Source organism: Lysinibacillus xylanilyticus (genome assembly GCF_001183605.1).
Taxonomy (GTDB): Bacteria; Bacillota; Bacilli; order Bacillales_A; family Planococcaceae; genus Lysinibacillus; species Lysinibacillus xylanilyticus.
The window spans coordinates 624,303-639,151 of the sequence record NZ_LFXJ01000010.1; the positions used below are offsets into that span (position 1 = coordinate 624,303).

Genomic DNA, 14,849 nt, shown 5'->3' on the forward strand with positions numbered 1-14,849 from the left:
AGATAATTCAATCGATATTTAGTTGTCTGAAAAAGTAAAAAGAATATGAAAGGTGTTTACAAATATTAATGGAGGTGTAAATAAACTTTTCAAAAAATATAATTCTGAAATAAATTTAAACTTCTTTCAGCAATTATTTTCTTTACCGAAAGCGTAGCGACAGGTACAAATCTCTTTTGTAACGTAAGTGAAGCGGCAGTTACAGAAGTCTCCCACCCTATAGGTGGTGAGATGAATACGGTTTTAAGTCACTCTTCAGTGGGTGTCCGAACAACCGCTGAAAGAAGTTAAAGCCTCCGACGTATGTCACAGAATCGGAAAGGAGTTCTTTGTGTTTACACAAAGCCGATTCCGGACGCAATTATGCAGATGCAAAATTAATAGATAAGTATAATTATTTTTCAGATTATTTAATAAAGGAGGGGGGAGATTGTTTGAATACAGCAAATGACCTTTTAACAATTAGAAATCTAACTACAAGTTTCCGCATCAAAGAAACATACCACGCTGCTGTAGAGGATGTCTCACTTTCGCTTAAAAAGAATGAAGTATTAGCAATCGTTGGCGAATCGGGTTGTGGTAAAAGTACATTAGCGACTTCCATTGTTGGCTTGTACAATACTGTAAATACAAAAGTTACAGGTGAAATCTTCTATAATAATCAAAATTTAACGCAACTAAATGACGAACAATTTAATAGTTTACGTGGTAATCATATTGGTTTTATTTTTCAGGATCCTCTTTCAGCTCTTAATCCATTAATGCGGATTGGAGAACAAATTGCAGAGGGGCTAATGTATCATACAAAGCTCTCAAAACAACAGCGCCAGGAGAGAGTATTAGAATTATTGAATCAAGTAGGCATCACTAAACCAGAGCGTGTGGCCAAACAATTCCCACATCAATTGTCCGGGGGAATGAGGCAACGTGTCGTTATTGCCATTGCGTTGTCGTGTAAACCCTCTATTTTAATTGCGGATGAGCCGACAACAGCTTTAGATGTAACGATCCAAGCTCAAATACTTGATCTACTAAAAGTACTACAGTCAGAAACTGAAACAGGTATTATCTTAATTACCCATGATTTAGGCGTTGTGGCGGAAATTGCTGATCGAGTTGCAGTGATGTATGCAGGTGAAGTAGTAGAAGAAGCACCTGTCCAGGAATTGTTTACTAATGCAAAACATCCTTACACTCGTTCTTTATTGAATTCTATTCCGCAAACACATAGTGAAAATGAAAGACTTGAAGTTATTCAAGGTATGGTGCCATCGCTGATGAATTTACCTCGGGAAGGCTGCCGATTTTCAGCGCGAATACCGTGGATTGATGCATCTGCACATGAAAGAAACCCACAATTACATGAAATTGCACCAGGACATTTTGTTAGATGTACCTGCTGGAAACACTTTCATTTAGAAGGTGAAGAAGGAGGCGGGACTGTATGAGCTTTATGCAAATTAGCGATTTAAACGTTCATTATCCAATTCGAGGAGGCTTTTTTAATACAGTAATCGATAAGGTATATGCGGTTGATGGTGTCACAATGGAGTTTGAAAAAGGGAAAACATACGGTTTAGTAGGAGAATCAGGTTCTGGAAAATCGACAACAGGGAAGGCCATTATAGGTCTAGAAAAGATCACCTCGGGTCAAATTTTCTATGAAGGTGAGAATGTTACAAACCAGCGCAGAAAACGTGATTCAGCATATAACAAAGATATTCAAATGATTTTTCAAGATTCCCATTCAAGTATGAATCCTAGAAAACGTGTATTAGACATTTTAGCAGAGCCTCTTCGAAATTTTATGAAGCTTAGTGATCAAGAGGAACGTAAGCGCATTAAAGAGTTATTAGCGATAGTAGGTATGTCTGAAGATGTATTGTTAAAGTATCCACATGAATTTTCAGGTGGTCAAAAGCAACGTCTTGGAATCGCGCGTGCGGTTGCTTGTAATCCAAAAATGATTATTGCAGATGAGCCTGTATCTGCCCTAGATTTATCTGTACAAGCTCAAGTGCTCAATTTCATGAAAGACATTCAGAATGAATTTGGGCTTAGTTATTTATTTATTTCACATGACCTTGGTGTCGTGAAGCATATGTGTGATCACATAGCTATCATGTACAAAGGGCGCTTTGTTGAAACAGGCACTCGAAATGACATATACATGAATCCACAACATATTTATACAAAGCGTCTGTTATCAGCTATTCCAAATATTGAGCCAGAAACACGTTCGGAGCGTAAAATAACACGTCAAGATGTCGAGGCCAATTATCAAAAAGAACAGCATAAATATTATGACGAGCATGGTAAAGTATACCCATTAAAATCCATCTCGGATACGCATAAAGTAGCGATGTCTGACATTGAACGGGAGGGTATATAAAATGTGGAAAACAATTGTTAGACGTGTATTAGTGATGATTCCTCAGCTTTTCGTATTAAGTCTTTTAATCTTCATATTGGCAAAACTAATGCCAGGAGATCCATTTACAGGGCTTATTACACCAGAGACAGATCCTGCAAGGCTTGAGGAGCTTCGTATACAAGCAGGTTTCTATGACCCTTGGTATGTTCAGTATTACCACTGGATTACAAACGCTTTTCAAGGTGATTTTGGACGAAGCTATACATATAAAATTGCAGTGTCCACACTTATTGGTGAGCGCGGATTAAATACATTCTGGCTTTCTTTACTCAGTGCAATTTTTGTATATTTGATTGCGATTCCACTTGGGGTGTTGGCAGGTCGCTATCAAGATTCATTATTAGATAAATCTATCACTCTATATAGTTTTATTAGTTATGCCATTCCAACTTTTGTATTATCACTAATTTTCGTTTTTATTTTTGGCTATAAACTCATGTGGTTCCCAACTAGCGGGACAGTTGATGTAGGGGCTGATCCAGGTACAATGGCATATTATTGGAGTAAAATCTATCATTTGCTACTACCTGCTATTACGTATGCTATTTTAGGTACAACTGCTATTATTCAATATTTACGCTCAGAAATAATAGATGCAAAAACACAGGATTATGTGAAAACAGCTCGAAGCAAAGGTGTCCCAATGCGAAAAATCTACACGAGACATATTTTCCGTAATTCCTTACTACCAATCGCAGCTTTTTTAGGGTTTACAATAACAGGTTTATTAGGTGGCTCTATTTTCATTGAAACAATTTTCGGTTTCCCGGGAATGGGTCAGTTGTTTATCCATTCGATTATGAGTCGAGATTATAGTGTTATTACGTCACTAGTTATGCTTTATGGCTTCTTAACATTATTAGGTAGTCTACTGTCTGATATTATTATGAGCATTGTTGATCCACGTATCCGCATAGACTAACTACTAAAATAATGTTTAAGGAGAGGTGATTTCAAATGGAACAACACAATAATGAAATAGTCAAATTTGATAACTCTCCGCCGACGGGAATACAAGTCGTTTTACGAGAGTTTAAAAAAGATAAAGTAGCAATGCTGTCCTTTTTCGGGATAACGTTACTTATTGTTGTAATATTAGTCGCTTCAATGTTTTTAAATCAAGAAGAAATATTAAAGATTAAACTGTTAGAGCGTTTCACTGAGCCAGGTGTAAATGGTTATAGACTTGGGGCAGATGAAGCAGGTCGTGATATGCTTGGACAGCTAGTGATAGGAGCAAAGAATTCGATATTAATTGCTTTTGCCATTACTATCATTACTAGTGTTGCTGGGATAGCTCTTGGCATTATCATGGGTTATTACGGAGGATTTATTGATAATTTGTTTATGCGAATTATTGATTTCTTTATAACATTACCTAGTCTAATGATTATTATTGTTTTTGTAACTATAATACCAAAATATGGTGTTCTTGAATTGATATTGATCATAAGTTTATTTCAATGGATGAGCACCGCGCGTTTAGTTCGAAGTAAAGCCCTATCGGAGGGGAAAAGAGATTATGTAAATGCGTCTAAAACAATGGGGACTAGTAATCTCGCTATTATGTTTAAAGGGATTTTACCAAATTTAAGTTCTATTTTGATAGTTGAAGTAACTTTGAACTTTGCTGGTAATGTCGGTATTGAGACGGGGTTGTCCTTCTTAGGGTTTGGTTTACCGCCATCAACTCCGAGCTTAGGAACTCTTGTAAACTATGCAACAAATCCTTTAGTACTTTCAACAAAATGGTGGGTATGGTTGCCCGCATCAATATTAATTTTAATCTTGATGCTTGGTATAAATTATGTCGGTCAAGCACTTCGTCGTGCAGCTGACGCAAAACAAAGAATGGGATAAAGGGGAGGATTTACTATGAAAAAAAATTGGTTATTACTATCAGTTGTTTTGGCAGTGATGTTTGTATTGGCAGCCTGCAATAACGATGGTAAAGATGCTGCAAAAACGGAAGATGGCAAGAAAGATAAACCGGAACAATCAGAAGAAAATAAAGTGGATACAACTACGCTTCCTATGGAAATTACAAACGAAGGGGATGTTATTAAAGGTGGTACTTTAAGGGTAGGTCTTGTAACAGATACGCCTTTTAAAGGGATTTTCTCTTGGGAATTATATGACGATGCCTACGATTCAGAAATAATGAAATACACAACAAATAATCTTTTTGCAACGGATGGAGATTTCTTGATAACTGATAAAGGTATTGGGAAATTAGATGTTGATAAGGACAATAAAAAGGCGAAGATTACTATTCAAGGCGACGTTAAGTGGTCTGACGGTCAACCTTTGACAGCTGAAGACTTAATTTATCCATACGAAATTATTGGTCACCCTGATTACGAGGGAGTACGCTATGACGACGATTTCAAAAATATTGTTGGTGCAGAAGAATATCATGATGGAAAAGCAGAGACAATTTCTGGTATTAAAAAAATTGACGAAAAATCTATTGAAATTACGTTCAAGAAAGTGTCACCGGCTATTTATTCAGGTGGTGATGGACTATGGGGTTATGCAGCACCGAAGCATCAGCTAGCGTCAATCCCAGTTAAAGATGCCCTAATTGCTTCAGATGCAGTTCGTAAAAATCCTGTAACACTTGGCGCATTTAAATTTGACAAGATTAAAAATGGAGAGTCTGTTCAGCTTGTAGCAAATGAATACTACTATCAAGGTAAACCAAAGGTAGATAAAGTGGTTATCGAAGTTGTTCCTTCAAGTTCAATCGGTGAAGCTATGAAATCGGGAAAATATGATATCGCAACTTCGTTCCCAACGAATCAATATGATAGTTTGAAAGGTCTTTCAAATGTAGCGATTCTAGGTCGTCCTGAGTTAGCCTATTCTTATTTAGGGTTTAAAGTAGGGAAATACGATAAAGCAAATCGTAAAAATATTTTTAATGAGAAATCAAAAATGAATGATGTTAATTTACGTCAAGCGATTGGCTATGCGATGGATATTGAATCTGTTGGAGAAAAATTCTATCAAGGTCTACGTGTAAGAGCAAATTCATTAATTCCGCCAGTGTTTGCATCTTACTATGATGGCACGTTAGAGGGTTATCACTATGATTCCGAAAAGGCTAAGGAATTACTGGATAAAGCTGGCTATAAAGATGTAGATGGAGACGGAATCCGTGAAGATAAAGACGGCAAGAAATTCTCTATTCGATTAGCTGCAATGGCTGGTTCAGATACAGATGAAGCGATTGTAGAATACTACCGCCAGAACTGGAAAGAAGTTGGCTTAGATGTGCAATTAACAACTGGCCGTCTTATCGAATTCAATGCTTTCTACGATAAAGTAAAAGCCGATGACCCAGAAATCGATATGTTTATGGCTGCATGGGGAACAGGTACAAATCCATCACCGGTAGGTTTATATAGTGAGGGTGCAGAATTTAACATGAGTCGTTACGTTGCTGCTGATTTAACAACAATGTTAGAAGACATTGATTCAGCAAAAGCAATGGATCCAAAATATCGTTCAGAAGCATTCCGTACATGGCAAGAATATATGAGTAAAACAGCAACAACAATACCAACGATGTTCCGTACGGAAATCATTCCAGTAAATAAACGTGTGAAAAATTACAATGTTGATTATGCAAATGATACACAAGACCATCTTCAAACTATTGAATTAACAGCAGACGCTCCAATAAAATAAGCTATTCAGAAAAAAACAGTCTTTCTTCATATATGGGGAGAAAGACTGTTTTTCATAACTATACGCTCTTCGCCAGAGGTAGGGGAGATATTAGTTAAAGCGTGTGCCATGTATATAGGTTGATTAGAGACTCCCTGAGGATTAATCACGATTACCTTGAAGCGAGCAGAGGTAAGGTATCATATCGTGTGATAATGCCTTCTAGAACAATGCCACAAGTTTCTCATCGCAATCCTAGGAAAGAAACACTCAGGTCGGAAAGAAATCAACTCTTTGTTATTAGTACGAGCTTTCTTCATACAAAAAATCCACCCACTGGAAAATACCAATGGATGGATTTATAAGTTATTATCGATTAGCAACCCAAGTTTTCACAAGATCTGCAGTACCATAAACGTAATGCTGATCGCTAACTTCATGGTATGATGCGCTATCGTCAACTTCTGTATGCTTGTACGGAATACGTTGACGGTGTTTTTCTGACATTGGGTCAGGAAGTGGAATTGCTGATAATAATGATTTTGTATACGGATGAACAGGGTGATTATAAATATCATCTGCTTTACCGATTTCCATGATTTTACCTCGGTACATAACAGCGATACGGTCACTGATATACTTAACCATTGATAAGTCATGGGCAATGAAAAGATATGTTAAGCCACGTTCTTTTTGCAGTTCTTTTAATAAGTTAACAACTTGCGCTTGAATCGAAACGTCAAGTGCAGAAATAGGTTCATCGGCGATAATAAACTTTGGATCTAAGCTTAGTGCACGAGCAATTCCAATACGTTGACGTTGACCGCCAGAGAATTCGTGTGCATAACGGTTTGCGTGCTCTTTATTTAAGCCAACAGCCTCTAACAGTTGATTAACTTTTTCACGACGCTCTTTTTTATCTTTGTAAAGACCGTGAATCGTAAAGCCTTCACTAATGATTTCTCCAGCCGTCATACGCGGGTTTAATGAAGCATATGGATCTTGGAAAATCATTTGCATTTGACGATTAAATTTCTTTAATTCATTTTTAGATTTTTTCCCATGGATGCTCTCACCATCGAAGATAATTTCCCCACCTGTAATGTCGTACAGGCGAATAATTGAACGACCAGTTGTTGATTTACCACAGCCTGATTCTCCAACAAGACCGAGTGTTTCTCCTTCGTATACATCGAAGCTAATACCGTCGACAGCTTTAATAGGGTTACTTTCTGAACCGAAATGCTGCTTTAAATTTTTAATTTCAAGAACTTTTTTTACGCCCGATTTAGTCATTTTGGTGTGCCTCCTTTGCTAAATATCCTTCAATACGTTTAGCAACTGCATCTGGAAGCGGAATTTTTGGTGCATCAGGATGCATCATCCAAGTTTTGGCAAAGTGTGTGTCGCTTACTTGGAACATCGGTGGCTCTTGCTCATAGTCAATAGCCATTGCATATTCATTACGAGCAGCAAACGCATCGCCCTTTGGTGGGTTCGTAAGATCTGGTGGTGAACCAGGAATCGTGCGTAATAGCTCATCTGTATCGTTATCTAAGTCTGGCATTGAACCAAGCAGACCCCATGTATAAGGATGCTTAGGATTATAGAAAATATCATTAACAGTACCATATTCAACGATTTGACCTGCATACATAACTGCAACACGGTCGGCAATGTTTGCCACGACACCTAAATCATGGGTAATGAAAATGATAGATGTTTTCGAATTTTTTTGGATTTCTTTCATTAGCTCTAAAATTTGTGCTTGAATGGTAACGTCTAATGCTGTTGTTGGCTCATCGGCAATTAGAAGCTTAGGATCAGCCGCAAGTGCGATGGCAATAACAACACGTTGACGCATACCGCCTGAAAATTCATGCGGATATTGGTTATAACGTTTTTCAGGGAAGGGGATACCTACCTGCGTTAAAAGTTCGATTGCACGTTTTTTAGCATCAGCTTTTGATACTTTTTTATGTTGTAAAATAACTTCAGTTATTTGACGTCCGACCTTCATAGTTGGATTTAAGCTTGTCATTGGGTCTTGGAAAATCATTGCAATTTCATTTCCGCGTACTTTTGACATTTCTTTATCGCTTAAAGGTACTAAATCACGGCCATTAAATAAAATTTGTCCTGACTCATAAATACCAGGTGGCTGTGGAATTAGTTTCATTAATGCGTTACTCGTAACACTCTTACCAGAACCGGATTCACCAACGATTGCTAGTGTTTCGCCTTCTTTTAAGTCAAAGTTTACACCACGAACAGCATGAACAAGTCCTGCATACGTTTTAAAGTTTATCTTTAAATCTTTTACTTCTAAAATTGTTTTAATCATTTTCGGCCACCTCCTTATTTACGTAGTTTTGGATCTAGTGCGTCACGTAAGCCATCACCAACTGCGTTAAACGCAAAGATTGTTAGTGAGATGAAAATTGCTGGGAAAATCATGCGCCATGGTGCACTATTGATGGCTCTCATTCCTTCAGTTGCCATCGTACCCCAAGATGCATGTGGAGCAGGAACTCCAAGACCTAGGAAGCTTAAGAATGCCTCTGTGAAAATTGCTGATGGAATTGTTAAAGTCATTGTTACTAAAATAGCACCTAATGCATTTGGAATTAAATGTTTTAAAATTAAATGTCCAGTGCTTGCACCTAAAGTTCGTGCAGCTAGTACATACTCTTGATTTTTAATGGATAATACTTCACCACGGACGATACGAGCCATATTAATCCAGCCTGTAATCGAAAGGGCAATAATCATAGGAAATAAACCTGGTTGTAAAACAACTAATAAAACAATTACAACTAATAAGTAAGGAACAGCTGTTAAAACATCGGCAATACGCATCATAATATTATCTACACGACCGCCTGCTAAACCTGAAATACTTCCCCAAAGAACACCTATAACTAAGTCAATAACAGCTGCTGTAATCCCGATAAATAGAGAGATACGAGCGCCAGCCCAAATACGAACGAACATATCACGACCTAAATCATCTGTCCCAAACCAAAAATCAGCAGATGGTGGACTATTAAAGACACCAAGTTGATCGCTGTCTTTATATTGTGAAAGCATTGGTACTAAAATTGCCATTGAAACAATTATTATCAACATGATCAATCCAAAGATCGCCAATTTATTATGAGAAAAACGGAGAAATACTTCCTTCCAGAAGGAAACGGATTTATCAGCCAATTTATCAGTTGCTTCACTATTTCCACCGACAACTTTAAACATTTCTTTGTCAATTTGTTGCTGCGTCATTGTTTTTTCGCTCCCTTCAATTTAATTCGCGGATCAATAAAGCTATATAGAATATCAACAATAAATACCGCAAATAATAGGATAATTGAATAGAACACTGTTGTTCCCATGATTACAGTGTAATCGCGGTTCGTAATACTTTGTACGAAGTATTTACCCAATCCAGGGATTGCGAAAATATTTTCAACGATGAAACTACCTGTTACAACAGCTGCAGTTAGTGGCCCAAGGTAAGTCACAACTGGCAGTAGAGCGTTACGTAAAGTATGACGGAAAACGATTGTCCATTTTCCAATCCCTTTGGCACGAGCCATTTTTACATATTCACTATGGTTTTGTTCCAGCATACTTGAGCGTGTTAATTTTGCAATAAAGCCCATGTGTGAGAAAGCGATTGCAAAGGCTGGTAGTATACTGTAGGAAAAGCCTTTCCAACCACCAACTGGGAACATCTCTAGCTTATAGGCTAAGAAATACTGCATTAAACCAGCTAAGATAAATGAAGGTACTGAAATAAATATCACCGCAAAGGACGTTGCTAAATAATCCGGGAATTTATTATGATAAAGCGCGGCAATTACGCCTATTAATACACCGAAACCAATTGATAATAGCATAGCTTCGATACCTAATGTTAAAGAAACTGGGAAACTTTCAGAAATCATATCATTTGTAGAACGCGCTTTATACTTCATTGACTCACCGAAATTAAAAGAGGCCGTATCGATTAAATAATCTTTATATTGAATATACCAAGGGTTATTTAATCCATACGTTTCGTTTAACTTTTCCTCAATTTGAGGAGGGAAATTACGCTCACTTGCAAATGGACTACCTGGAGCAAGACGCATTAAGAAAAACGTAGCCGTTACGATGACGAAAAGCGCGAGAAGTATATACATCAGCCTTTTCAGAATATAATTAATCACATAAAACTCCTCCTTCTATTTGTCAATTTTCAGACAAATAAATGCCTTCGTATTTTAAAAAGAGCTGACTCGCGCTGAAGTGGCTACGAGACAGCTCTCCTCTATAGAGCTTAATAGATAAAAAATTTAGCTGTGAAAATTATTCCACATCAACATATTTAAGTTTAATGTTTCCTAGAATATCTGGAGACATATTTTTAACCTTCTTATTAGCTACTGAAAGGTTAGTGTAGTAGTAGATTGGTGCAACTGGTAATTCAGAAACTGCAATTCCTTCAGCTTGTTTTAATAAATCTAAACGTTTCGCAGGATCTGCTTCAACAATAGATTCTTTTAAAAGTTTTTTGTACTCTGGGTTTTCCCAGCCAGTATCGTTGTTACCATTAGCAGCTGTATCAAACATTTCTAAGAACGTGTAAGCATCGTTGTAGTCACCAATCCAGCCCATACGCCCAATTTGGTAATCTAATTGGTTAAGTTTTTCAAGATATACTTGCCATTCAGAGTTATCAAGACCTACAGTAATACCAAGGTTTTTGCTCCAGCCTTCTTGGATATACTGAGCAATTGAAGCATGACCTTCACTTGTATTGTATGAAAGGTTAAGTTTAATATCTTTTGGATCCTTAATACCAAGTTCTTTCATACCAGCTTCAAGTGCTGCTTTAGCACCCTCAATATCGTTATCTTTGTAGTATCCACGGTCTTGTTCAAAACCACTAATTGCAATTGGAACCATACCTAAAGCAGGTTTTTGTTCACCTTTAGTAACATTGTCAATTAAACCTTGACGATTAATTGCTAAAGTTAAAGCTTTACGAATGTTAGCGTTTCCAGTAATTTTGTCAGTAGTATTGAATTTGTACCAGTATACACCAGCATAGTCAGCGATTTTTAATGAACCATCAGCTTTAAAGCCATCGATTTCATCAAGTGCTACTGTTTGATATGGAGAACCTAAATAATCGATTTCTCCTTTTTTGAACATTGTTGCAGCTGTTGCTTCATTTTCAACCATACCAATGTTTACAGTACCTAGAGCTACATTTGCAGCATCCCAATACTCTGGGTTTTTCTTTAATACGATAGAATCGCTGTGTTTCCAAGTGTCTAAAGTGAATGGACCATTTGTTACAAAGTTTTCACCAGCATCTGTGTACCATTCTTTATTAGCTTCAACAACTTTTTGATTTAGTGGTGCATATGTTTTAAATGCAACTAACTCTAAGAAGTAAGCTGTTGGTTGTTCTAAAGTTACTACTAAAGTTTTGTCATCTTCAGCTTTAACTGCTACATCATCAGCAGAACCTTTACCTGTGTGGTAAGCTTCAGCACCTTTAATAGGGTAAAGTAAAGAAGCATACTCAGATAAATTTTCAGCATTTAATGCCCATTTCCAAGCATATTCGAAATCACCAGCTACTACTGGGTCACCGTTAGTCCATTTTGCATCACGTAATTTGAATGTGTAAGTTAATTGATCATCACTTACTTCCCATTTTTCAGCCATACCTGCTGATGGTTTTCCATCTTGATCTAAAACCATTAAACCTTCAAATACGTTTTGAAGTATTGCTCCAGAAGTTGTATCTGTTGCAAGTGCTGGATGTAAAGATGGTGGTTCAGAAGTTACAACTACATTCAACTCTTTAGAAGAAGAAGCTGTTGAACCAGACTCTTTTTTATCGTCTTTTGATTTTTCAGACGAATCTCCACCGAAGCCACATGCAGCAAGTACTAATGAGAATACTGCAAGGACTGTAAGTAATAAAAACTTTTTGTTTTTATTCATGTGAATCCCCCTTATACAATTTTAAGCCTTCTATGAAGCTCTTATTTAATATACCAAAAAAATCATTGTGTACAAAATAAAAAAGATTCAAATTTATATAGTATTATCTGACATTTAAGAAGATAATAATTTTTTTCGATTCACCACATTAAAGAATGAAAGCGCTTTCGTAGTAAAAAAATGATATTTATTTGTTCTGAATATCAAAAATAAAATAAAAATAAAAAAATAACTAACTATATAGAAAATTCATATTCTTTAGATAATATTATTGGTGTTTGAAAAATGAGTCGAAAGTCATGGGGAGATAATATAAGAAGTTTGTATAGATTTGTAGAAAATCAATGTAAAACTGAGTGATTTAGATTCTTGATCAGGTATTTTTTTGTAATTTATAATCTCAAAGAATGAATATTTTTATCTATTAATGATATATAAGAAACTTGTTTTGTATTTATCTAAGATTAATCAAAATAAAAGAGAAAAAAGAAGAATTAGAGTAAAATATGCCTTTCTTAAAGAATATATGCACAGAATTTTAGTGAAATTTATTTTTTTGAAATAATTTACACATTACTTGAGTATACAACGATGTATAAAAAAACGGTGCATTGAATCAATTATATGAATGTAGGATTTGGCATATAGTAAATGGGAAAAAACATGTGCTTTTTGATATTGTTTTTTGGAGAAATCCATTTGTCTTGCTTAGGAGGAAGGCTCCTACATAAAATTACTAAAACTTTGTGTAAGTAGAACTTAATGAGTAGAGAATTACTTAAATTCTTTATGTGGTTTATTTTACCATATATGGTTAGTTGAGTGGTAGTCTCCCTAAAAATAAACAGCAAGTAGCGGCTACATAGGGCATCATGAGTAGTCTCGACTGCTGTGCTCTACAAAACTCACGCTTTCACTATCAAAAATGTTAAAAAAATAAAGCAGAGCATTTCGATTAAAGAAATGCTCTGCTTAAATGTTTAGAGTTTAAATTGATTAATTTGGGTTTGTAAGTCCGAGGATTTTTCGCTTAAATCTGTAGCAACATGATTTACTTGTTGCATTGTCGCAGCCTGTTCCTTACTAGCTTCGGCAATGATCTGTGTACTTGCTGCACTAGAAGAAGCACCATGAGCAATTTCCGCAACGGAGGCTGCTACTTGTTCAGCGCTTGCAGAGATCTCTTCAGAAGTAGATGAAATATCTTCTATTTGATCTGTCATCGTATTGATCGCTTTTACGATCGCTTCAAAAGAGTTGCCAGCATCGCCAATAATTTTCACACCATCTGTGACAGATTGGAGCCCATCTTCGACAGCTTTCTCTACATTTTGCGTATCTTCTTGGATTTCTTGTGTTAACGTAACGATTTGATTTGCTGATTGCTTTGATTCTTCTGCTAGTTTACGAACTTCGTCAGCTACGACAGCAAAGCCTTTGCCGTGTTCACCTGCACGTGCAGCTTCGATTGCAGCGTTGAGCGCTAATAAATTTGTTTGATCTGTGATGGCTGTAATTACTGTAGTTATATTACCTATTTCTTCTGATTGCTTACTTAATTTTTGAACGAGCTTGTTAATCATTTGAGTCGAATCATAAATCACATTCATTTGCTGTTGAGCCTCATCGACTGTACTATTACCGTTATTCGCCAATTCAGTTGTTGTCACAGCGCTTTGGTGAAGTTGTTGAGTTGCTTCTGCTATACGTTGTACACCTATTGCTGTTTCATCCATCGCATGTGCACTTTCATTGGCAGCGATCGTAGCGGTAGATGACGCATTCGCTGTCTCGTTAATACGTACAGTAATTTCATCAGAAGAAGCAGAAATCTCTTCGATAGAGGCAGATAGCTCTTCAGCAGAAGCAGATAAATGTTCCGCATTGCCTTGAATATGTGTTAATAAACCTCTCAAGCTACTTTTCATTACGTTAAAGGCTGTAGAAAGCTGGCCGATTTCATCTTTAGATTGATGAGAGATATCTTGATGATATAATTCACCATTAGCGATATTATTGGCAGCGATAACTACGGATTTTAACGGTCGTGAAATTGTACGCTGTACATAATACATCAGAGATATACCAAGTATTACACCAATAATGATAGCAATGATTGAGATTGTTTGAGAAATTGATACTGCTTGTTTAGACTCTTTCGTGACAATATCAAGTTGATTTTTTTGATAACTTACAATTTTCTCTGATACTGCTAACAAATCTGTATTTGCTTTTTGAACATCGCCATTAACTTTTTGTATCGCTTTTTCTAATTTTCCAGCATCATGAAGTGCTAGTGCTTCTTCAGCCACTTTGTTAAAAGCTTCATTATATGTATTTAGATCTTTTGCATAAGTCTCCATTTCGGATGAATCAGATTTTTCCATGATCTCTATTACATGCGCATCTAACATTTTTGCATACTTTGTAAAGTTATCTTTATTAGTTGCTGTGTCTTCAAGGAGTATTGCCCGAATGTAAAGACCTTGCATTGCTCGTTCAGTTTGAATATTATTTGCTAATTCTACTAGAGCTACACGGTTATCTAGTGCATTTTCTACTTTCTTGTCAATGTTTGAGAATTGGATAAACATAATGACCAATGAAATAATTAAGGTCAGAATGATGGTTAAAAAACCAAAGCTTAATTTTTTGCCTACAGACATAAAGATACGTCCTTTCTGGAATGCCATTTACTTTTTATTTAAATTTAGCCATTTAGAGGGGGAGAAGTCAATAACCT

The 14,849-nt window shown here is 36.4% G+C and carries 11 protein-coding genes; 5 read left to right on the top strand and 6 right to left on the bottom strand.

Going from position 1 to position 14,849, the window contains the following annotated elements; genetic code table 11:
• Window positions 1-434 precede the first annotated feature (434 nt).
• The 5 genes from ACZ11_RS20445 to ACZ11_RS20465 are packed head-to-tail and all read left to right on the top strand — an operon-like array spanning window position 435 to window position 6,127.
• Window positions 435-1,448: an ABC transporter ATP-binding protein gene (locus ACZ11_RS20445; RefSeq protein WP_049668372.1), complete on the top strand. Its 1,014-nt coding sequence runs from the start codon at window positions 435-437 to the stop codon at window positions 1,446-1,448.
• A complete protein-coding gene (locus ACZ11_RS20450; protein WP_049668373.1) occupies window positions 1,445-2,392 on the top strand; it encodes an ATP-binding cassette domain-containing protein in 948 nt (315 codons plus the stop codon). Before ACZ11_RS20445 ends, ACZ11_RS20450 begins: the two co-directional genes overlap by 4 nt.
• A gap of 1 nt (window position 2,393) precedes the next feature.
• Window positions 2,394-3,356, top strand: a complete 963-nt coding sequence (gene opp4B, locus ACZ11_RS20455) for an oligopeptide ABC transporter permease (RefSeq protein WP_049668374.1) — start codon at window positions 2,394-2,396, stop codon at window positions 3,354-3,356.
• Window positions 3,357-3,391: 35 nt separating this feature from the next.
• Entirely contained in the window at window positions 3,392-4,294 is a 903-nt protein-coding gene (locus tag ACZ11_RS20460; RefSeq protein ID WP_049668375.1) for an ABC transporter permease, read from the top strand.
• A 15-nt stretch (window positions 4,295-4,309) separates the two neighbouring features.
• Window positions 4,310-6,127 (top strand): oligopeptide ABC transporter substrate-binding protein, encoded by a 1,818-nt coding sequence (locus ACZ11_RS20465; RefSeq protein ID WP_049668376.1) that lies wholly within the window; start codon window positions 4,310-4,312, stop codon window positions 6,125-6,127.
• Between the two features lie 348 nt (window positions 6,128-6,475).
• On the opposite strand, the gene ACZ11_RS20470 is transcribed toward ACZ11_RS20465, so the two are convergent.
• From ACZ11_RS20470 to ACZ11_RS20495, 6 genes are all read right to left on the bottom strand, one after another.
• Window positions 6,476-7,402, bottom strand: coding sequence for an ABC transporter ATP-binding protein (locus ACZ11_RS20470; protein WP_049668377.1), 927 nt, complete (start codon window positions 7,400-7,402; stop codon window positions 6,476-6,478).
• Window positions 7,395-8,447: an ABC transporter ATP-binding protein gene (locus ACZ11_RS20475; RefSeq protein WP_400905795.1), complete on the bottom strand. Its 1,053-nt coding sequence runs from the start codon at window positions 8,445-8,447 to the stop codon at window positions 7,395-7,397. The genes ACZ11_RS20470 and ACZ11_RS20475 overlap by 8 nt, the downstream gene beginning before the upstream one ends.
• Window positions 8,448-8,464: 17 nt before the next feature.
• Window positions 8,465-9,385: an ABC transporter permease gene (locus ACZ11_RS20480; protein WP_049668379.1), complete on the bottom strand. Its 921-nt coding sequence runs from the start codon at window positions 9,383-9,385 to the stop codon at window positions 8,465-8,467.
• A complete protein-coding gene (locus tag ACZ11_RS20485) occupies window positions 9,382-10,314 on the bottom strand; it encodes an ABC transporter permease (protein WP_049668380.1) in 933 nt (310 codons plus the stop codon). Before ACZ11_RS20485 ends, ACZ11_RS20480 begins: the two co-directional genes overlap by 4 nt.
• Window positions 10,315-10,453: 139 nt before the next feature.
• Entirely contained in the window at window positions 10,454-12,106 is a 1,653-nt protein-coding gene (locus ACZ11_RS20490) for a peptide ABC transporter substrate-binding protein (protein ID WP_049668381.1), read from the bottom strand.
• 980 nt (window positions 12,107-13,086) lie between these two features.
• Entirely contained in the window at window positions 13,087-14,772 is a 1,686-nt protein-coding gene (locus ACZ11_RS20495; RefSeq protein ID WP_049668382.1) for a methyl-accepting chemotaxis protein, read from the bottom strand.
• Window positions 14,773-14,849 lie beyond the last annotated feature (77 nt).

Excerpts from the sequence above, each read along its gene's own strand:
- ACZ11_RS20480 (WP_049668379.1), bottom strand. The coding sequence starts at position 9,385 with ATGACGCAGCAACAAATTGACAAAGAAATGTTTAAAGTTGTCGGTGGA.
- ACZ11_RS20490 (WP_049668381.1), bottom strand. The coding sequence starts at position 12,106 with ATGAATAAAAACAAAAAGTTTTTATTACTTACAGTCCTTGCAGTATTC.
- ACZ11_RS20460 (WP_049668375.1), top strand. The coding sequence starts at position 3,392 with ATGGAACAACACAATAATGAAATAGTCAAATTTGATAACTCTCCGCCG.
- ACZ11_RS20470 (WP_049668377.1), bottom strand. The coding sequence starts at position 7,402 with ATGACTAAATCGGGCGTAAAAAAAGTTCTTGAAATTAAAAATTTAAAG.
- opp4B (WP_049668374.1), top strand. The coding sequence starts at position 2,394 with ATGTGGAAAACAATTGTTAGACGTGTATTAGTGATGATTCCTCAGCTT.
- ACZ11_RS20495 (WP_049668382.1), bottom strand. The coding sequence starts at position 14,772 with ATGTCTGTAGGCAAAAAATTAAGCTTTGGTTTTTTAACCATCATTCTG.
- ACZ11_RS20465 (WP_049668376.1), top strand. The coding sequence starts at position 4,310 with ATGAAAAAAAATTGGTTATTACTATCAGTTGTTTTGGCAGTGATGTTT.
- ACZ11_RS20450 (WP_049668373.1), top strand. The coding sequence starts at position 1,445 with ATGAGCTTTATGCAAATTAGCGATTTAAACGTTCATTATCCAATTCGA.